Here is a 22,016-nt window from a genome sequence, read left to right on the forward strand (position 1 = left end):
AGTTTATTGAAATTCAAAAGATTCTAATCGCAGTCCTTGTAAATCATTTCCGGATATTTTTATAGTATACGTTCCTGCATTGATAAACCCTCCGGTAGTGGTATTAAGGATTTTCCATTTTTCATTCTTTATCGGAAAGGTCAATTGATCCGATCTGATGCTATTCCCATTGTCCGCAATAATTTCAAAGTTAACCTTTATAGGCTTATTTGAAACATTCATATATTTAAATCGAAGTAGGTGAATTCCTGCAAGACCCGTACTGACTTCCCACTGAATATTAGCTGGACTTGTACTTCCAAAATCCACATAGGTTTCCTTTCTGAAAAATGCAGTTTTCTCGGCCTCATAGGTGGTCTGCTCGGCCTCAAATAAAACGGAGGGTCTACTGGCTTCGCCTTCTCCCATTTCATAATAAGGGACAACTGCAATACTGGCTTCAGATGAAGAAATATTACCAAACTCAAGTTTATCTCCCTGACTTAAAGTATCCAGATAAACATGATAGTTCATATTTTTAGTATTTGAAGCAGTACCTTTGATTTTAGTAAAATCAGCCATCCAACTTGGTCTATCAAGGGAGTCGGCTGTACTCAATACATACACAAACGATTTCTTATTCACTGCAAAGCTCCCAGAAACCTCCCTATTCTCGTGAAAACTAATCCAATCCGCTCCAAAAAGCTGATACGGTAATTTACGCCAACGAACTTCGCTAATGACATCGCTGTATTGTTTTTGTCCAATATCCATCCAATGTGCTATGGCACTGTTAGAAGATTTTAGATCGATTATAGTACCGGGGGAAGCTATTGCCGGCTCTTGTTCTTTTCCTTTAATTGCAATAGCGGAAATCACCGCCTGAGAAGAAGCTACTTCAGGAAAATCAATCCGAATCATACCATCCTCTACCTCCACATTCACGCTTTTTTTAAGGGCGACATCATGTCCGACTTCTTTCCAAATATCCAAATTATCCAGCTCCACCTTACCATTAATGGCGACATCAAAATTTCTCCAATTCGTACAGTTAAGTCCGCCACCAGTTCCATACCAAGGTTCCACAAAATAAAGCTCTACCTCGTAATTCCCGTTTTCCACGGGGAACTCAAAAGCCAGCTGATCGATCCCATACCTAAAGGTTTGAAACAGTTCCCAGTTTTCTGTATGCTCGATAGGATCCCAGATCCTACGCTGACTTCCATAAAAGGCAGGCAAATCCTCAAACTGATCCGTCCAGGACAAGGAGCCCCAACTGTTTTGCTGTGTTTTGTGAACATCGGCATCCCAAACATTCCCGAAACTATCCGTAAATGAAGGTCCTCCGGCATTCACTCTATAAATATAATTCGCATCCTCCTGAGGTTTTAGCACCTCTTTAGATGTTGTAATTAGCTGATCAAAATTAGGAGATTCTTCAAGTGAATGAACCAGTATGATATCCGAGGCTACCTGTTTGCCGTCCACATAACCTACTGCTCTTAAAACATTGTAATCTATTTGTACATTATCCCATTGAAAATGCTCTCCAATTCCTGGGTTACTTTTAACGCCCAGCGAAGTTCCATCCACATCATTGAATAACTCTACCGTATCGCAATTGGAATACACCACAATCCCATTTTTGGATCCTGTATTCTCCCAGCGATATGGCCAACTGTGAGAAACGATATACACCATTGGATCCGTCTCTTTAGAACTGTAGTTGGCTCGGTACATATAATAGGCGTCTAAAGGTTCACCCCAGGCAGTAAATAGCCCTTTGTAATTCACCGGTCCTACTCTATCAATATCGCGATAACCTTCGCCGTTTTGAATCCTTCCAGGATTCTCATGGGAGTTAAACAACCATTGGTATTGACCAACAACGCTGTCTCTTACTTTTTCGGCTTCCCGGACCTTAATTTCCATGAGTTGCGTAAATCGCTCCTCACTATAAGAACCTTGTTGATCAAAATCACCCTCGGTATGGAGATCCGCAGTTCGCCAGGCTCCATATTCTCCATTCAACAAATCTTTTTTAAGTTCATTGGCATAATTATAAGGATTTCCTCCATAAGTTCCTGACCAATTTTGTATGACATTCCAATCGGTACCTTCACCACCATTACAGGTGGTAACCAATCGCTGGGAGGACGCAGTCGGGTCCATTTCTTTGATAATTTCAAGAGCTTCCACAGCAAAAGCCTTTGGTATGGTACTTTCGTTCTGCAGCCCCCACATAATGACAGAAGGACTATTTCTACGCTCTTTGATCCACTGACGCAACAGTGTTTTAAAATTCTTTTTAAATTCAGGGGTATCATACCAAATATGAGCAGAAAACTGGCTCCAAAACAAGATTCCTTCCCGATCCCAATGTTCCTGATACCTTAGGTTATGAGGCTGATGTGCCTCTCTAAAGGCATTAAATCCGCCTGCGATAATTTGATCAGCTCTGGCGCCAATCATGGTGCTTGTAAAGGAATGACTTCGACCCATGGAATGCTCATATTCACAGGTTCCGTTTATAAAATAAGGCTTTCCGTTGAGATAAAAACGAGGATCTCCATCATCTCGGTGCATGGCATAACTAATCCATCGGATCCCATAAGGAGTTTCAACCTGGTCTATAATTTCTCCATCCTTTTTTATAAGCGTTTGAAGCGTATACCGATAAGGATTCTCCGGAGACCACAATTTTGGATTATTCACTATAGGAAGTTCCTGCTTCACTTTTGTACTGCCGGCAGTGTTTTGTAATACAAGCTTACTTTTAACAGTGGCTACACTATTCCCTAAACTGTCTAATAAGGTATTTTGCACCACAACTTCCTCACCGGATTCGCTGTAATTTTGTAATGCTGTTTCTACAGAAAGCTTCGCCTTTTGTTCTGAAATAGCCGCTGTATTCCATATATGCACACCAAAAGGTTCAATTTTAATAGCATTGGTTACAATTAAAGAAACAGGCCTGAAAATACCCAAAGGCTGAGATCCTTCAGAAAATCCCCATTCCCCTGAACATCCCCCACATACCCATGGCAGATCTGCAATAAACGGTGGATGTTCAGACTTAACTACAATACGATTAGGACGGTCAAAAGCTATGGCATCCGTGATATCCAATGTAAAGGTAGTTCGTCCACCTTTGTGCTGACCTACCCGGTTTCCATTAACCCAAACTGTAGCATAAGAGCCTACTCCTTCAAAAAAAAGAAAATGTCGCTTAGAACTGTTTTCTGAAGTAATTTCGATACGCTTACTGTACCAGGCGGTGCCGTGAAGATTACCATGTTTGTTTCTTCGATACCCGTAGTACTGATCCCAATTATGCGGCACATCAATCTGTTGCCATCTTGAATCATCAAAATCATCCCCGACAATCCCGGTAGTATCAGAAAGCATATCTGATCCTTCAAGAGCGGTTTTCCACCGCGTATTTAATTGCACTGAATCCCTGGGCTTTGTAATTTCTCCGACCGTGGTATATTCCTTACTGTTATCTTTAGAGTTACAGGCTATCATAAACACTGAACAGCTAAAAATAGCCAAAATTGATTTTAAGTGAATCATAAATCCCCTTTACTATTGTTGAAAAATTGACTTCAGATAAGCTACATTACCTCCGTAGTTTGCTTTGCGATTATGAACATCGTCTGTATCTCGAGAGCGCTCAACAATTAGCCAACCCTTCCAATTCATTTTATCCAACGTCTTTTTGATTTTTGGCATATCCAAAGCAGGGTCGTTTTCAATCAATTCTCCATCGGTATTACTGGCATGAATTTGTGCGATATGTTTTCTACCAAGGATTTCCAATTCTGAAGATATATCCTTACCGTTGCTTATAGCATTGGCAAAGTTAAATGAGCTTTTAATATGTGGAGAGCCGATCTCCTCCAAAAATTCCTTTTCAGCCGCAGCATCAAAGGAGGTCTCCACAGCGATCACACCGCCGATCTCACCCACTTCTTCACCAGCCCATTTTAAACGCTTAACGATTTCGGGGCGAAGTTCCGGATTTTTAACCATATCCCCCTGAACACCAAGAGGTAAAAAAGCGTTTTTAACCTTCATCTGCTCCATTACGTCAATACAATCCTTAACCATTAAATGCACCGTTGGACGCGTGGCAAAAGATTGGGCATAAAAACCTGACATGGCCACCGAACTAATTTCGACACCAGTTTCTTTAGATTTTTGAAGAAATGCTCCTCTTATTTCCGGATCCCCAAGTTTGCTGTCAAAGGTTATACGATCTCCAAGTCCGCCCATATCCATTTCAATACCGTCGGCATTAATTTGTTCGGCAAATTCAAAAGCACTAAGCTTTTGTCTTTTGAGTATCATCCAATCGCAAACAGCAATTTTATAGCGGTTTGCTCTTAGGGATGCCAATTCCAAGGCATTGGCAGTAACAAAGGAAGATCCCAGATATACCCCCAGAGACCCCAGAGCAGTTTTCTTGATAAAATTTCTTCTGTGATTGATAGGGGAAAAGTCAGCTTTCATATTCCTGATTTATTAGTTTATAACCAAGGGGAAAATTAAGCTGAATCTTAAAAATTAGCGTCCTGTGCTGTCCCTAAACCCTTCGATTCAACAATCGATTTCCATCGTGGTTTTTATAATAATGGCCATGTGTTCAATTAGCCGATACCGGATCATTCCGATCAGTCTTCGGAAATTAAATGTCCAAGATTCCCTGAGGCTGCAACCTGCTTGCCGTTTCTAAAGATTTTTAGCCCTTTCCCCTTCCCGTATTTTTCACCTGTTTTATCCCAGAGAATTGTAATAATATCACCATGGTATAAGAGATTATCCAAACAAAAGTAGTCCCACTCCTCCTCTGGCAGTAAAGGGTTTACCTCTATCTTGTCATCTGCCCTTGGGCGAAGCCCCACAAGACCTGTAATAATCAGATCGTTAAAAGTAGAGTGATTGTAATATCTACTTCGCTCGCGATCTCCCATAAGCCAATACCCCGTAGTTTCGTCAAGATATTCCCCAATATAAGGTCGACCTCTATGGTGTTGAGATTCCACATAAAGATTCATTAACTGATAGTAATCTTTTTTGTCCACTACATCCTGTCGGTAATTGTTCATAAAATTAGCCATCGCGGTCATGGTTTGCGAACTTGCAAATGGCCATACAGCACCGTCCCATTCACAGGTTCCTGTGCCATGAGAACGAAAGAGAGGATCGCTGCGCTCCGCTGTGGTTAATCCAAATGGCGCTAAAAAGCTTTCCTCATTCATAAGTTGATTCCAGGCAGCATTGTATTTAGCGTTATCCTGTGGAAGGTTAAAATACCAGGGTATAAAACCAATGGCTTCACGAACATTGGACGAGGTATCTTTTTCTGTAAAGGTTTCAAAAAATTGATCTTTAGAATTCCACAATTTTTCTTCAATTAATTCTTTGAGCGTATCGGCCTTTGCTTTAAAGGTTTTTGCGAGCTCACTATCTCCCTTGACATTGGCTATTTTAGCAATGGCAACGGCATTGGCATACATATAGCTATTAATGGTAGGCCTTGCATTTTGGACATGTCGTCCACCACTGAGGGATTCCTCCATACCATCTTTGACATCGTATTGCCAAAAAAGGCCATCTGCTCTTTTTCGATCACCCTCCCATGCTTTATATTCTTTCACAAGATCGGGTAGCATGTCCAATAGGTACTCCTTATCCGAATCCACTAAATATTTTTGATACAAACTCGATGCGGTCCAGCTGCTAAATTTTCTGAGCTTTTCCATCGGCTCGCCATCGTTGCCCCGAAACCACAAATGCACATTTTGATTGATATATTCCTTGTCGTGTAACCATCGAAATTCATGGATATGATGGCCGAGTGCACAACTAATAAGATTGTATTTATCAGCATAGGAACGTTCCACCAAGAATTCAGTAATTCCATAGCCTTGAGGCGTTTCCTTAATATGTTTTCTTGCGGTCCACCAGCGGTAATAATACATCTCTTCAAAATTCTTTTGCGAACTTTCAAAAAGCGGTATATTCTCCTTCATCCAGCTCCATGAACTATCATTAGGTATGGCCTGAATTATATTCTCGTCTTCCATGGCATTAAATTTATCCACATGGAAGCGAAAGTCCTCTGCTTTTAAAACCGTGGAATCTTCTTTTGAATTCTCCACTGTGGTACATGAACTCATTACCAAAAAAGCCATAACGGCACTTGGAATTATCCGAGAATAAAGCGTTGAAAAATTGATTTTATTTTGCATAAAATGTATATGTTATACCCTTTTCAGTATTAATATCATATTCATAGTATTTTGGTAAATCCGGTTTTTTAAGTTTAACCCCATCTGCAACCAACGGCTCCTTAATCGGGTTTATCGCATAAAAGTGATTTGGATTTTCTCCTTTGGCTTTTTTCAAGTTCGTTGTCTGAAGTTTGGTTGCGGTTCTAAGTCTTAAAGCACCACCTAAATTAGAGGTAATGGTTACCCGTACCAAAGCATTATTCTTCCAGAGCAATTCATCAATGGTGAATCCTCCTCGAGCTTTAATCCCTTTTACTTGACCTTCATCCAAGGCATCCGGCAATGCTGGTAACAAATGAATGGCAGCTTCATGACTCTGCATAAGCAATTCGGCTATACCCGCCGTTACTCCAAAATTACCGTCGATCTGAAAGGGCGGATGGGCATCCAACATATTGGGATAACTTCCCCCACCATCTTTCTTTTCAGTAACCAAACTAAGTTGCTCATTGAGCAGATCATAAGCTCTGTTGCCATCGAGAAGCCGAGCCCATAAATTCACCTTCCACCCCATGGACCATCCGGTAGACTCATCACCACGATGTGCCAATACAACCTTAGAAGCTTCAAAAAGCCCAGGATTTCGAAAAGGTGAAATTTGATTACTCGGAAAAAGTCCGTATAAATGAGAAACATGACGGTGATGATCATTGGGATCGTCCCAGTCTTTTAACCATTCTTGTAATTGTCCGTAACGCCCTATTTGCATCGGCGCCAATTTTTCTTTTGCTTGTCGAAGTTTTTCCACAAAGACTGCATCTTTAAAGAGCAGTTCAGCTGCCTTTGCAGTATTGCTGAATAAATCAAATAACAGTTGATTCTCCATGGTAGCTCCAGCAGTTATTGATGCATTACCTTCACCTCCCCCATGAGAATTTTCAGGAGAATTTGAAGGAACCACTACCATCCAGCCAAATTCAGGATGGGGAATCATAAAATCGAGGAAAAATTCCGCTGATCCTTTCATAAGTGGATAAATATCCGCCAGATACTCCTTATCCCCACGATACAAGTAGGCCTCCCATAGATCTTGCATTAACCAAGCACCTCCAGCAGGCCACATTCCTGAATGAGCATTGTCAATAGGGCCTGTAATTCTCCAAATGTCGGTGTTATGATGAAGCACCCAACCATCGGCATCATACATGATTCTGGCCGTTTCAGCTCCTGTTTCACTTACCTCCTTAGCCAGTTGTATAAAGGGTTCATGCATTTCAGACAGATTGGTAAGCTCTGCCGGCCAATAATTCATCTCCGCATTGATATTCATGGTGTATTTACTTTCCCATGGTGGGAATAACATATCATTCCATATCCCTTGCAAGTTGGCCGGTTGACCCCCGGGCTGAGAACTTGAAATTAGCAAATACCTCCCAAATTGGAAATACAACTCCAAAAGCTGTGGGTCTTTTTGTTTTGAAAAATTCCGAATACGACTATCTGTAGGAGCATCAGCTGCTTTTGTGGATCCCAGATCAAGACTCACCCGATTAAAGAATTGTTCATAATATGAAATATGGTCTTTTTTTACGGCATCAAAATCTCTTTTTAATACGTTCTGTAGCTTATCCGTTGCTATCTTTCTGGGATCAGCAGAAAGATCTTTATAATTTACAAAATTAGTAGCAACTGAGATATAGATCGTCACCTGATCAGCATCCTTAATGGTGATATAACCATTTTCTGAAATAGCAGTTCCCCCTTGAGTACGGACTCCAAGTCTTCCTTCAAAATCCACTTCCCCGCGAAGTCCTTCATGATTGCTCGAGGTGCCATTTAACATAATGATATCACCTCTACTTACGGCATCTGTCTTATCGAAAGGACTGCTCATAGCGATGTTACAATTGATACTCCCAGGACTGTCTGCCGTTAATAGTACCGCAATAACATCGTCTTTAAAAGCTGTAATGATCTCCCTTTTATAACGCACCCCATCCACGGTATAGGCTACCGAAGCAGTGGCCTTTTGAATATCTAAATCTCTGTAATAATCGCTATAAACTCCGTGACCCGGAAAATTTATAAATACATCACCAAAGGTCTGGTAAGGCATTCCATTGTTAGTCTGAGACCGAATATCAGAAGTGGCAAGATCCTGTGCCTCTTTATATTTTCCTTCAAATATGAGCTGTCTCACCTTTGGCAAGGCCACCAAGGCCTTTTCATGAGCAATACTATTTGGCGATCCTGCCCAAATAGTTTCTTCATTAATTTGCAATCTTTCAACAGCAGGATTTCCAAAAACCATAGCCCCTAGTCTTCCATTACCTATGGGAAGTGCCTGGTTCCAATTTTCCGATGGGGCATCGTACCATAGTTTTAAATCACTTTGTTGTTGTGCCTCCGCTTGAAATACTATCGTAAACAGCAGTAATAGATATATGGAGATTATAGATTTATTCATCGGTTTGTGTTTTATGAATGGGTTCGTCCAAAAAAGCTGTAGAGCTTATCAATTTCTTTCAAAGCATCCTTTGGCAGTTTTTCACCTTTAGCACCGAACACCTTCATTTGTTGTTCCGTCTCCAGGTGTATTTTCTCCTCAATACTTCCTTTTTTGTCTTGGATAATCTGTAAATCAAGTTTGAGATACTTTGCCATAAATGGATACATGGCCATTCGTTTAGAAATCTTGTAGTCATGACCTTCATCGGCGAAGTGGCTGTTCTCCACCCTGTCCTTAGTATGGTAAAACCCATAGACAGATTGGATAAATGGAAATTCTAAGTCCGGAACATGCTGCGTCCAATCCCCACCGTCTGAAATAATCAATTGTGGCCGCGGAGCTGCCATTGCAGCAATTTCCGCATTATTGGTTCCATCACCACACAGGTGAATGGGTTGTCCACTCTCACAGGGACAGCCTCCGGAGAAATATGAAGAGACCATTACCACAGGTACTGATACCTGAATACGATCATCTATTGCCGTGAGAAACAGACTTTGAGACCCCCCTCCGGAACCTCCGGTAATACCTACCCTAGAGGGATCCACAAAGGGAAGTCCGAGAAGGTAGTCCAATAATTTTATGCCGTTTAAAACTTGCATGGTTTGCGCTATACTGGTCCGGTGGTAGTTCGATGGAAACTGAAGTGCAGATTCCCCCCATCCAAACAGATCATAGCTCACTGTAACAGCTCCCATTTTAGCAAGGTTGGCACAACGAATTTGCTCACTCTCTCTATAGCGACCGTCTCCAAAGTGTCCATTGGGAGATAAGATTACCGCGTGATTTTTTTTCAAAGGATAAGGCTTGTATATAGAACCCGTGGTATATACCCCGGGCAACACTTCCAAAGCAATGTTTTCAACGCTATACCCCTGCCTTTTATAAATTCTTTTATCAGTTAAAATAAGTTTGGGCTTATCCAGCTCAGGTGTCTTATTTAACCACAAGGCTTCCACCATACAACTTTTTAATACACCTTTTCTTTGCTCCCATTCTGCGCTATTGGTATACAGCCCCTTGAGGTATTCCAGGCGCTGCGCCCCTATATCCGGTGTTCTTCTGGGATAATCAAATTTTTTGATCTCATAAACAGAATCTGAAACCTTCCAATACATCAAATCGAAGGGAGAAAGTAAGGCCGTAAGCGAAACCTCCAGTTGATATTTTGAGATGCGCCAATCCCCATAATTCAGAGACTTTCCATCCAAGAGTTGATCCTTATCAAGAATTTCTACACCGTAAATACGTTCAATCTTTTCCATGCTTTGCTTTATGGGCACGCGATATTTGGTATCCGAATTTTGAGCACTCATTTGACTTGCGCAGCACAAAAGCACCAGAGAGAAAGCAACATTTGTACAATATTTAATTTTAAAAATCTTCATTTGTGATTATATTAAAGCGTTACCTCCACCTTGTAATTTCCCGATCCTAATTCCAAAATCGTTTTGGCTTCATCAGCTTTATAACGCGTCCATTGTTTGTCATTCACCTTGAGTTTAGAAAAATTAACAAGCGGTAGTTTAACAGTGGCACTACTATTGGCAGGAATGCTGAATTCAAAAATCACCCGATTATCATTGCGCTGCCAGCTCGAGACAATGGTGCCGTAAATGGACTCATATGAGGCATTGACAAACTCCATATCTCCTACTAATTCAGGTTGTAAAAAGAAATGCTTATATCCTGGATTTTCGGGATCATAAGTAATCCCTGCCAGGCTTTTATAAAACCATTCCTCTATTTGTCCCATCATAAAATGATTGAGGGAATTCCCTTTACGAGGATCCCATTGCTCGGTTAAAGTGGTCAATCCAAATTGAATCTGAAAACCATAACCGGGAGTATCATAATGATTTTGCATTTTATACATCACCTCATTTTTTCCATTTTGTGCCAAGGCCTGAAATAAATAACGATTCCCAACGTCTCCAGTCGTAAGACGGTAATTATTACCTGCGATGGTATCAATTAAACTTTGCAGAACCCGTTCTTTTTCTTGTGGCTCTACAATGTCCATAAATAAAGGCACAGCATTACTAAATTGACTTCCGGTACCATAGAACCCCTTATCTGAATGGTAAAACTTTTTATTAAATGAAGTCCGTATTTGTTCTGCAAGCTTTTCATATTTTTGTGCATCTTCAGACTTTTCTAACAATTTAGCCGCCCTGGCAACCAAGGTTACACCATAAAAATAATGACTGGTGGCAGAGAGTGCAATGGGGCTGTTCTTAGAATATCCGGCCGCATGTTCTCCATAATCATACCAATCACCCAAACCATGAGAAACAATGTTATCCTCAGCTGTGGTGGAAAGGTAATCTACATAATCCTTCATCACCGAATAGTATTGGGTTATAAGAGAACTATCCCCGTAATTGTTGTAATACATCCAAGGTAGCATCACCCCTGCCATTCCCCATTCAGGCGAATCAGTAAAATCTCCGCCGAAACTAATGTATTCCGGAGCAATGTTTGGAATAAGTCCACTGTCTCGTTGGGCATCTGAAATATCTTTCATCACTTTGGGGATAAATCCTTCCAAATGGTAATTGTAAACAAGTCCGGGTCCGTTCAGGTGCGTTTCTTCCAGCCAGCCTAATTTCTCACGATGCGGACAATCCGTAAAAACAGCATGAAAATTGCTTTTTACCGCTGCATTGATAAGATGATGTGCCTTGTTGAAGATTTCATTGGAACAAGAAAAAGTTCCGGCTACCGCTGTACTGTTACTGACAAATAAAGAATTAATCTCCAACACTGTAGGCAGATCCTTAATTTTATCTTCCTTGTAATTAGCATTTTCTATTTGTAAATACTGGTATCCGTAATAACTAAAATTCGGCTTCCAATACACTACACTATCTCCTTTAAATGTGTATTCAAAATAATACGGTTTTCCGGATCCTCCTTGTGAAATTTGACCATCGTCTTTTAACTTTTCACCAGCCCAGATCCGTATCTTTTGACCTTTTTTACCCTTAGCCTTAAACTCAGGAAAACCAGAAAGATTTTGCCCCATATCCAACACATATGTTGAATCATTAATCGTTTTAACTTCCTTTACCCCAAAGGTATCAATAACCTTTACCGAAGGAGCCGATTGCGCTGTCAGTTTTCCTTTTGGCGCATCTTGAACCACCACTTCATTCCATTGCATCTGGTCAAAACCGGGAGCATCCCATCCGCTTTGTTCCAAGCGGGCATCGTAGTCCTCACCCCCAAAAAGGGTATTAAACACAATAGGGCTTTTCGCATACTTCCAACTGCTGTCAGAATGAATAGTTTGGGTGCTTCCGTCTTCATATTGCAATTCCAATTGGAAATACAGAGTCGGTGGCCCGAAGCTTACAAAAAACTTAGAATATCTTCCTCCTATGACATTATACATTCCATTGCCAAGCAACACCCCAATGGCATTATCACCCTGTTTTAACTGCCGGGTAACATCATATATATTATAGTATACAGTTTTGTCGTAATCTGACCATAAGGGTGCAAATTCACTTTGTCCTATAGGCTCGCTATTTATGCTTAGTTTATAATGCCCAAGTCCGGAAACATAAACTTTAGCAGATGTAAGTTTCTTTTCTGATTTAAATTCTTTGCGCAGCATAATACTTCGCCAAGCCAGAGGATCTACCGCAGCGACAATTGAATCTCTTTTTGATTTTTTAAAGGTTGCTGTGTGCATTTTTCGCCCTTTAGGCAAATGACTGTGCTCCCTACGAATGGCTCCAATCCATTGCCCATTTAATTGCTTGGTATTAGGAGCAGTATAAAAATGAGCAGACTCGCTCCAATGACCTTCCGGTGTCTTTGAGGTCCAAACCTTGACTCTCCAGTAGTAGTCATTTGCATTCACTAATTCCGGACCCTTGTATGCCACTAGTCTGCTTTGATCAGAATCTATTTTACCGCTGTCCCATAGTTTATCCTTTTCAAAATCCTCAGATTCGGAGATTACAATTTGATATGCCTGCTGTCGGACATCAGAAAGTGAAGATAGCAGTTGCCATCCGAATTTCACATCTGATGTTGCCACGCCTACAGCCTGATTGTTAAAGCCCAGTTGCATATTTGTAACCGAAACGGCTCCCTTTGTCTGAGAAGATTCACCTTGACAGGAACAAAGCAATAGAATTCCGAAAACGAATAAAAAATAGTGAGTAAACCGCATATGTCTAAAAGCTATTGGTTTTTAGAGATTTAATATAATAAGCCGCCTGTGGTATTTGTTTTCCGGTATCCTTTAAATCGCTATAATTATCCGCAGGGGTATCCGGGTTTGGAAAATAGCGCTGCTCGCCGGTTCGGAACATAATTCGTTCAAATTCATGTACTGGGGCATAAAGGATTCTATACATTTCGTTTTCTCCATTGACGGTTAATGTATAGGAACGTGTACTGCTTTCCAGCTTGATATCAATTTCGTAAGCCTCACCGGCCGTATAGTCCAGTATTTTTTTATAACGAGCACCTGCTTTTGCGATCAATTCACCATTGTCGTTGAAAATGAGCCTTGCCGCCGGAGAACCTTTGGCGTTTTGAAACTCAATTTGCAAGATACCGTGATCATTTTGTTCGGGCACCACTGTGAAATTGGCATGTAAATTTTCAGTAGTAGGAATGATGCGTTGTGCAAGCGCGTAATCAAAAGCATCTTTATCTTTTAATGCCAGATATTTCTCACCGTTTAAATGTTCAATATCCACCGTTGCCCATTTTAAATCGTAGTAGTTCCATTTATCAAGTTCCTTCCCGTCAGGAAGTTCATTGAACACCTCATTGGCATGTGAATCCGCAGTGGCTGTTACAGGCACTGGAATTTTGGCTACCCATATATCTTCTTTGTTCACACTATAGGTAACCCACAGATCACCGGAATCAGGAGCACCGTTACCTTCCAGAATACCTCTTACATACTGAGGACCGTATGATTTGTAATTTCCGCCATAGCGCATCGGACTGATCTCCCCATGAACCAAGAATAAGTTAGTATAGTTCAGGCCATCTTCACTGGTAGAAATCGCCAGTGGCCATCTATACTCAGAGGGATTGTACACCGTTGCATAATTTCCATCTGATGTTCTTTGTCCCCAAATTTTAGCATTGCTATTCACAAATCCTGGTGCTCTTAGTGGGTGGTATTCCCAGGTTTTGCCATGGTCAAGACTCATGGAGGTCAAGGCATGTTTCCACCAGCCGACTACTCTTCCATCTTCCAAATGGTAATAACTGAATGCTTTAAATTGATCTTTTAAGGGAATCAGCGGATCATCTCTGTCTTGTTCCTCCACCCATTGTTGCATCATCAGTGGCGTGTCCAGTAATTCTTCACATGCCTTTTTGAATCCGCGATCTTTACTCTTTTTATAAAATGGAAATTCAGATAGCGACTTGTCCCAGGTTTTATTGTACCGAATAAAATAAATAGGCCCTAAGCTTCCATCCTTATATATTTCTCTGACCACCCGACCGATTCCTTTACCATCGTTGGGGTCATCCTTTTCGTTTAAAGCAATTCCGTAATAGGCCAGCGTCAGCATACGGCCATTAGTGGCCACATAAAATCCCATACGTTGGTGCATCACCGCTGTAATATCTTTGGCTACGCCTTCCACGCCCTCTTTTGTCCATCCATCCGGAATTTTATACCTGGGAAAAATAACCTCGGGTTTGGACCAATTGGAGCCATCTTTTGAGGTAATCAACAAGGTTGTACTCGGCGGTACATGTTCGCTGATGGAGTCATTCAAATATTGAACAAAAAAGGTATCGTTCCAATAGGCTATATTGGGGGCATGATTATAAGTCCATCCCATATCATCAGCCAACTCGGGATGTTCCCTGCTAGCTCGCATTATTTGCGTAGCGTGGGTTCCCACTGCAGGTCTTAACTGGCCGTGGTGATAATCGATATTGGAAAGTGTAGACCCCACATAACGTGCAGTATCCGCTTGCTGACTAGCAGCTGTATTACAAAACAACCCTAGGCACAGGCCTAAGACAAGTTTGGGTAAATTCTTTGAAAGTATTCGCATAAGTAAAGTATTAATCAACAACTGCTATTGAAACATTTTGCTTTTGGTTACTAATCCCTGAAGTGCTGCTTTTGAAATTTTGGTAATGGTACCGTGTTTATGTCCCTCAGGTAATTTTATTTGATCACTGATATCTTCAAACTCATGAAAGTCTTCAGTTGCTACGGCGGCATAATTTTTCTCACCGTAATTATCGTAATATATGATGAATTTCCCATCCTCTTCTATCACCGTTGGCCCTTCGGATAAAAACCCGCTGAAAGGTTTGGTAAAATGCGTATAAGGCCCCAAAGGATCGGATGCAAATCCGGCTAAAAGATGCCTGTTAGGACGTGTATTATCCTTCATAACAAGCACGTAATCATCCTTTGCTCTTTTGACAATCACACAATCAATCATACTAAACCCGGCATCCATCAACAATTCTGTGGAAGTGAATTCCTCAAAATCTGAAGTGGTCGTAAAATACATACGGTGATTATTCTTTTCCTCTTCTTCTCCCTTTTCAAAACGAAAAGGAATGGTAGATGCCCAAATGATGATGAACCGATCACGATCCTGATCATAAAATAGTTCGGGAGCCCAAACATTGACCACCTCCGGCTCATGTTCCATCACCGGTATAAAACGTTGCTGAGTCCAATGAATAAAATCCTTTGTACTGGCATAACCAAAACCGTTTCCGCCTCGCCAATCCGTAGTCCACACCATATGGTAGGTGCCGTCAGGTCCCTTAACTACAGAAGGATCTCTCATAATACCACTTTTACCCACTTTAGGCTCCAGATATGGCCCTTTTAAATCCTCCCACTGATAACCATCCGAACTATAAGCCAGAAATAAACCTTTATCGGCAGGCTCTCTAAAGCTTGTGAACAAATAAAGTGAATCATTGGCCTTTTGCGCTATACGATCCGAAGATGGATCTATTCCATCCTTTGATTGCTCAACGGATTTATCTTTACAGGAAATTGAGAGCATCAAAATTAAAAATAACAATCCCTTTTGCATTTGTATTATTTTTGAATGATTGCGTTTTTCTTTACCTGATCACTTTTTACAAGTGGCTTTTCAGCATGAGGCGTCAAATTATTCAATAGGTAAATTTCCTTATTTTTCTCCCCGGAAACCGATAAGAATTGATCCATAGGCGAAAATAATGAAGTATTGGAAAGCAGCAATTGCTGAACATTTTCTAGTTTCACCACTGGGGTATTCTCTAATGGTTTCAATGTTTTGATATTATCCAGTACCACCATATCAGAATCGATCAATTCAAAGGAAGCACCTAGTTCTGTGGTCACCGTAACATCATGCAATTCAACTCCGGAAGCTTTTGAAATATAAAAACCTTCTTTGGCATCCATCTGAATATCAGAAAATCGAATATTGGAAACCGGCATTTCTTCGATACCTAAAACTTTGGTCGCCGTATTGATGTTCCTACCGGTGATACCGGAGAAATGAATATTTTTAAATACAGGCGTTTCTTCCGTTACGGGAGCCACCTTGGTATTTTTATCATAATACATATTCATCATAATGGCTTCCTTTTGGATGTTGTTCATCACAACGTTGGATACACGAATATCTTCCACATAACCACCTCTACCTCTAGCGGTCTTCAACCGAATTCCACGATCTGTGCCATCAAAGACACAGTTGGAAATAGTTACTTTTTTTATCCCTCCGGAAACCTCGCTTCCAATGACCACTCCGCCATGCCCGTTAAGCATTGTGCAATTGGTAATGGTTACATTTTCTGTTGGTGTAGCCCATTTACGTCCATCGGCATCACGACCGGATTTAATGGTAATACAATCATCACCAACACTAATATGGCAATCAGAAATATGTACATTTTTACAGGAAGTCGGATTGATACCATCGGTATTGGGGGACGGTGGATTATAGATGGTAACCCCCGTGATTCTAATATTATTACAAAAAGCAGGATTAATAGTCCAGAAAGGGCTGTTTTTAATGGTCACCCCTTCGATTAGAATATTCTCCGATTGAAATGCCTGAAACAATGGCGGTCTGAAAAATTTCAAATTCATCGTACGTTGGTAGTAATCGGATGTTTCCAAATTTGGATTAGCCTCTTGCCACATTTTTTGGTATTTATTTAATGGCCGCTTTTCTTTGGCCAATTCAATATCATACATGGCATTCCACCATTTTTTTCCTTGACCATCGATAACTCCCCTACCGGTGATGGCAATATTTTTCACATTCTTTGCGTAGATCAGCGGTGAAAAATTATTCATCACTGTGCCTTCCCATCGCGTCTGAACAAAGGGCAGATAATTATCAAAATCGTCCGAAAACCGCAACACGGCTCCCGCATCAAGATGCAGGGTGATGTTAGTTTTAAAATGAATGGCTCCGGTTAAATAATCCCCTGCAGGGAAATATATCGTTCCTCCCCCTTTTTCGGCTGCCTGATCAATGGCTTGTTGAATCGTCTTGGTAAGCAACTCATCCGCACCTCCTTTTTTTAGTTCCCCTATGTTAATCCATTGATTTTGAGAGTGCATCAAAAGCGGTAACATAAAAAGTAGTCCGGCAAGTGCCCAGCGAAAGTTGTAAAATTTAGATATCATTATTGGTTCTTATTCAGTTCTTATTTCGTTTGTATTTGTTCTGGTATTCTATTTTTTCTTGAATTTTATTTTGCTTCAATAATGAGTACCCAATCATTTCCATCAGCTTGTTCTCCGGGGGGCTGAAAACTATATCGATCTCCTTTTTTATCCGATAACTCCAATGCAGACTTCTCCCCGTTTCTAGGATTATACCAACTCGCTGTAAAGGAGTCAAAAGCAAGGGCATCCGCCTTAATTTCAATAGTTCGACCGTCATAGGTATACACCATGACGTAGCCTTGGCCAACAGTTGCCGGCATGTACTGATAACGTTCCCCTTGGTTGATTACCAAGGTACTATCAGGCTGTCCGCTTAAAAATGGGTAGGACGTCAGTAGTTTTTTCAAATGCTGCATCTGCTTGGCTCCCGGATCATCGAGTGCGACATCCCATGGCATTTTATTCCCGTAAGCACCGGTTTCCGGACCCTCCGGATGCATCTGCATCACTGCACTATGTCCGTAGGTAAAACCAGCCGCTCCTTGGAAAACGGACCAATACGCATATCTCCTAACATCTTTGGCTTTCCAAAAAGGTTGAAGTGTGTCGTGTAAACCTTGTGGGATACCCTCATACGACGGTTCACCATCCAGGGTAGGTTTTGTAGGTTTCAACGCATAATCCGCTTGAACGAAACGCCAATTATCTTCACCATAAGCCCTATCGGTATCATCCTGATCGTAGCGTCTGTGTCCCGATTGAAACATATTGAAATCCAACCAGTTTTCATTGTGAAACCAATCCGAGGAATCATGTCTGCCTCGGGGATGAAAGGTGATAAGGGTTTGTGGATTATACTGATCCAATGTTTCTCCAATAGCCTGCCAAACGTCGGTATATTCATTTCCAAAAGTATCGCCGCCATTAAGCCAGATAATGTTCTTGGTATCTTTATATCTTTGGGCTAAAAACTTAGCATAGGCTTTTCCTTGCTCTGCGGTAACTTTGCCATCTTTAACATTGTTTCCCCACACCGGAACTAGCGCCATATAGATCCCGTGCTCTTCTGCTGTTTTTACAGCATAATCGATATGATCCCAAAAATCATACTGCGCAGAGTCGCTTACTTTGGCCCCTTCAGTAGCTATAGGTTTAGAAACATTCTGAGCAACCAAAGCAGTATCCTTGTAAACATTGACGGCATCAAGAGAATGCAACACCATCGCCTGTATAACATTAAACCCTTTAGATTCTCTATCCTCTATATACGCCTTAATTTCATTTCGGTCCAAACGGTTAAACATAAGCCAACCTGTGTCACCAAGCCAAAAAAATGGATCCCCGTTCTCATGGACAAAATACCGATGATTCTCAGAAATCTCCAGACGGCTCAATCCTGTGTCGGGAGCTGATATTACTGTATTTTCTGATTCTGTTGTCTTTTTATTGTTTTGCTTGCAACCCAATAAGCAACTTGCCAAAAGGGCAAAACTTGAGTTGATAAGAAAGGTTTTCATTTTCATAATTATAATTTTTCAATAAAGAAAATTCTATCGTTTTCTAAGGGTTTTATTGTAACTATTGATCCTCCACGGATTTTATTTCGAGGACTGGCTTCACCTGTCTCAGGGTCGATACTATACACCTGGAATCTTCCTCTAAACGTACTCAAATCAAGCTGAAAGTCTTCAACAATATTCAGGTAAAACAGGTAACTATTTCCCGTATTTTGAAGACTCCAAACAGAACTTTCAAAGTCCTCTTTTTCACCATAGGACATCTTGGGTAGTGCCATGTAAAATGCCTCTAGATTTACTTTTGGAATCATTGGTAAGGAAGCACCTCCCATAAGCTGCGCCCATCCAAATCGAGGAGCACCGTGAGTAGAATAAAGTACCGCTTTTTGCGGAAAACGCACGCGATACTCTTTTACCGCCCTATAGACAGAACGACCGGACTCCTTTCCCGTTTTCATTTTTCGTGCATGCTGACGCGGAGCTAGATTTTTACCACCTTCAGGCGCATAAGTCTGGCCATTTTCCTTGTAATACCAATATTTAATATCAATCACATCAATGACCTCACTTCGCTGTGTATTGGCAAGTATGGCATCCTGAACATCCTTTGTAGCCGAAAGTCCAATTAGCGCCTGATTTTCATGGGTTCTCTCCCAATCCATTATCACATCTACCCAGAACTCCATAAAGTGTAGTGGACCTGTAAACTCCTCACTGGTAAATTGAATGACATTAGATTGGTCTTTAAAATTGTCCAGTGATTTTTGAATATAAGAGGTGTGTAGTTTTTTTCTTGCTGTATGTGTAATATCATAAAATTGTTCAGCCATGAAAATTCGTTTATCTCCAGCATATGGAGGCGGTTCCGGAAAATCACTACTATTGATATTATTAATCGACCTCCAAGGTGAACTCGACCAGTGCGCTCCGGCCTCTAAGATATTATGTTGAAAGTATTGCTGATGCAATAGCAGCTGTCCATGAGGTTCAGCCAGTTGAGAAAATTCTAAAAGTCTGGTCCAGTACCAGCTGTTGTATTTTGTCAAATCATACTTACTCAAATGATCCCAAGCTAACCCCTTTCCGCTTCTGGCGAAGGGTTGTTCATAAAAGGGAGGCCAGGTATCAGAATCAATCCTTCGCACCCTTTGATGATCATCCATACGTCTGTCATACCACAGACCGTAGTTATGATTTAAACTGATAATATTTTCCTTTTTAAAATACGCAACTACCTCTGGAAGATTATCCGTACGACCCAGCCCTCTTTGTCCGGGCACAAAACGGGTTACATGAGGTGTTGCCCTATGGATATCACGATCTCTCAGACTCCCTCTCCACCACATTACATTGGAACGTTTACCGCTTAAGAGTGTATTTTTATACTGCAGTTTTCCATTCTGCAATTCAATCTTATCGTATTGTAGTTTTGTTTTTGCTTTGGTACTACTCTTGATGCGTTTTTCCATTGTAGGAACTTCCTTAGAATTTACAGCGATTGGATTTCTGATTGGAGCCTCTAGAATCCACTGCTTTAACCCTTTCATGGGTACACTGGCCTCTTGGGTGAGCTGCTGTGCAACTTCCAAGGTTGGACTAGAGGACGGTTCTGATCCTATATCGAGAATTTGCGGATCAATTTCCAATTTGTTCAATCTTTTTTGAAGCTGTGCATAAAAAAGGCTTCGCGGACTGATATGACTGCTCACTTCCTTCCAGTGACCATTCCCGGAAAATTGCCCCCAAACACCAAATGCCCAATTTTGTGCCGTGGGTGGACTGGATACTTCCATCATGGAAGCAGAACTTTCCCAAACCACACTATTGGCTGCGGTCCAACCTGAACCTCTGGATAACTGCCCCTGATTGCGAAGACTTAATGCCTGACCGTCAATGTTGACAATATCTAAAAGTATCCCTGTGGCCCAACTACCAATGGCACCACTAAAACTATGAGGCATAAAGGCCTTACATTGCACAAAGGCATTGGGTCCTGTAGTCCCATAGCCTCCGACAGCAAAATCATGATAGCCATATTCGGAATAACAACGTTGAAATAAATTCTTTTGACCTTCAGTATAAAAACTGTGTCTTCGAAATGCAGCAACTTCAGAAACAGGGTTTAAGGAGATACAATCTTCTACAGTAACCTGACTAGCTGTTTTTTGAATATGTACAGCGCCTCCGGCCAAATGCTCAAAATTTACCTGCCGCACCCAAATATTTTTGGCATTTTCTACAGAAACCCCAAGCCAACGATGAAGTTCATCTTTGGGATTATCCTTTTGGTAAGTAGAGCTAATTTTTAACTGCTCAATCCCCAACTGCTCAATTCTTCCCGGCCATGTATAGCGCAGAAGTTGAAGACTGTCTTTTTTTGGTGAAAGCCCCATGGTCAAAGGAGCATCCAGTGTAATCCCATTAGAGGAAACTCCCACCACCTCTCTGTCCCAATCAATGGTCCAATCTACTGTTTTCCAACCAATCCAACCCGTATCTCCACCAAAGTTGTTCATTTTTAAGGAGTCCAACCACCCCTGGGTTAAATATTTACGTAGAATAAGCTGATCGCCATTTTCTGTTTTTTTTCCTCTGAGGCTGATTGTAGAACTTCCCAAAGCAATATAATGATCTGCAATTTGAATTGTATCCTCAACTGCTCTATCGTCAGTTCCCAGTATGCGAATAATTGCTTCCCGACGAATACCCGTACCTAATAGTACTGTTCCGTCATCAGTGGAACCTGAACCTCTGAGTACTACTCCTGATTTCTTTAAATACAAGCTTCCCTGAAGTTTAAAAACTCCCTTTTCTAGTAATACCGCTCCCCTAAATCCGTTAGCATCCGGTTTTAAACCGCAAACATAATCTATGGCCTGTTGAATACGAGCGGTAGCATCTCCATGTACTGGAGAAACTTTGATTTTAGCAGGTACATCAGGGATAACCTTAGCCGATAATTCATAACCACTATAGGAAAAATCCGGGATGGTGTTCCCCATAGCATCAGGAATATATACAATTTGTCCATCCTTATTTTTCTCCAAGTCGGGATATGCAATCTGACTGTAACCCGCTGAAAAAATCAGTAAAGTGGTATAAAGTAAAAAACTTCTTTTTATACAAAATGGCAT

The 22,016-nt window shown here is 41.1% G+C and carries 11 protein-coding genes; all 11 read right to left on the reverse strand.

The genetic code is table 11. The features are described from left to right. Positions 1 to 3: 3 nt before the first annotated feature. Positions 4 to 3,555 (reverse strand): malectin domain-containing carbohydrate-binding protein, encoded by a 3,552-nt coding sequence (locus ACN0TV_RS06310; protein ID WP_417361208.1) that lies wholly within the window; start codon positions 3,553 to 3,555, stop codon positions 4 to 6. Between the two features lie 12 nt (positions 3,556 to 3,567). After that, positions 3,568 to 4,494 carry a sugar phosphate isomerase/epimerase family protein gene (locus ACN0TV_RS06315; protein WP_417361210.1) on the reverse strand — a complete coding sequence of 309 codons (927 nt, stop codon included), beginning with the start codon at positions 4,492 to 4,494 and terminating at the stop codon, positions 3,568 to 3,570. A 161-nt stretch (positions 4,495 to 4,655) separates the two neighbouring features. Then, positions 4,656 to 6,236 carry an MGH1-like glycoside hydrolase domain-containing protein gene (locus ACN0TV_RS06320; RefSeq protein ID WP_417361212.1) on the reverse strand — a complete coding sequence of 527 codons (1,581 nt, stop codon included), beginning with the start codon at positions 6,234 to 6,236 and terminating at the stop codon, positions 4,656 to 4,658. After that, positions 6,226 to 8,685, reverse strand: a complete 2,460-nt coding sequence (locus ACN0TV_RS06325; protein ID WP_417361214.1) for a glycosyl hydrolase family 95 catalytic domain-containing protein — start codon at positions 8,683 to 8,685, stop codon at positions 6,226 to 6,228. The genes ACN0TV_RS06320 and ACN0TV_RS06325 overlap by 11 nt, the downstream gene beginning before the upstream one ends. Before the next feature lie 11 nt (positions 8,686 to 8,696). Further along, the gene (locus ACN0TV_RS06330) at positions 8,697 to 10,115 is read right to left on the reverse strand and encodes an alpha/beta hydrolase family protein (RefSeq protein WP_417361216.1); all 1,419 of its coding nucleotides are present in this window, start codon (positions 10,113 to 10,115) and stop codon (positions 8,697 to 8,699) included. An 11-nt stretch (positions 10,116 to 10,126) separates the two neighbouring features. Further along, positions 10,127 to 12,913, reverse strand: a complete 2,787-nt coding sequence (locus ACN0TV_RS06335) for a glycoside hydrolase family 78 protein (protein WP_417361217.1) — start codon at positions 12,911 to 12,913, stop codon at positions 10,127 to 10,129. 4 nt (positions 12,914 to 12,917) lie between these two features. Next, positions 12,918 to 14,777 carry a six-hairpin glycosidase gene (locus tag ACN0TV_RS06340; RefSeq protein ID WP_417361219.1) on the reverse strand — a complete coding sequence of 620 codons (1,860 nt, stop codon included), beginning with the start codon at positions 14,775 to 14,777 and terminating at the stop codon, positions 12,918 to 12,920. A 24-nt stretch (positions 14,778 to 14,801) separates the two neighbouring features. After that, the gene (locus ACN0TV_RS06345; RefSeq protein ID WP_417361221.1) at positions 14,802 to 15,788 is read right to left on the reverse strand and encodes a glycoside hydrolase family 43 protein; all 987 of its coding nucleotides are present in this window, start codon (positions 15,786 to 15,788) and stop codon (positions 14,802 to 14,804) included. A gap of 5 nt (positions 15,789 to 15,793) precedes the next feature. After that, the gene (locus tag ACN0TV_RS06350) at positions 15,794 to 17,383 is read right to left on the reverse strand and encodes a glycoside hydrolase family 28 protein (protein ID WP_417361223.1); all 1,590 of its coding nucleotides are present in this window, start codon (positions 17,381 to 17,383) and stop codon (positions 15,794 to 15,796) included. 65 nt (positions 17,384 to 17,448) lie between these two features. Further along, positions 17,449 to 18,888 carry a glycoside hydrolase family 140 protein gene (locus ACN0TV_RS06355; protein WP_417361225.1) on the reverse strand — a complete coding sequence of 480 codons (1,440 nt, stop codon included), beginning with the start codon at positions 18,886 to 18,888 and terminating at the stop codon, positions 17,449 to 17,451. A 2-nt stretch (positions 18,889 to 18,890) separates the two neighbouring features. Further along, on the reverse strand, positions 18,891 to 22,016 hold the full coding sequence (locus tag ACN0TV_RS06360) for a DUF6298 domain-containing protein (RefSeq protein ID WP_417361227.1): 3,126 nt from the start codon (positions 22,014 to 22,016) through the stop codon (positions 18,891 to 18,893).

The sequence above is a fragment of the Galbibacter sp. genome (assembly GCF_048266365.1).
Lineage (GTDB): Bacteria > Bacteroidota > Bacteroidia > Flavobacteriales > Flavobacteriaceae > Galbibacter.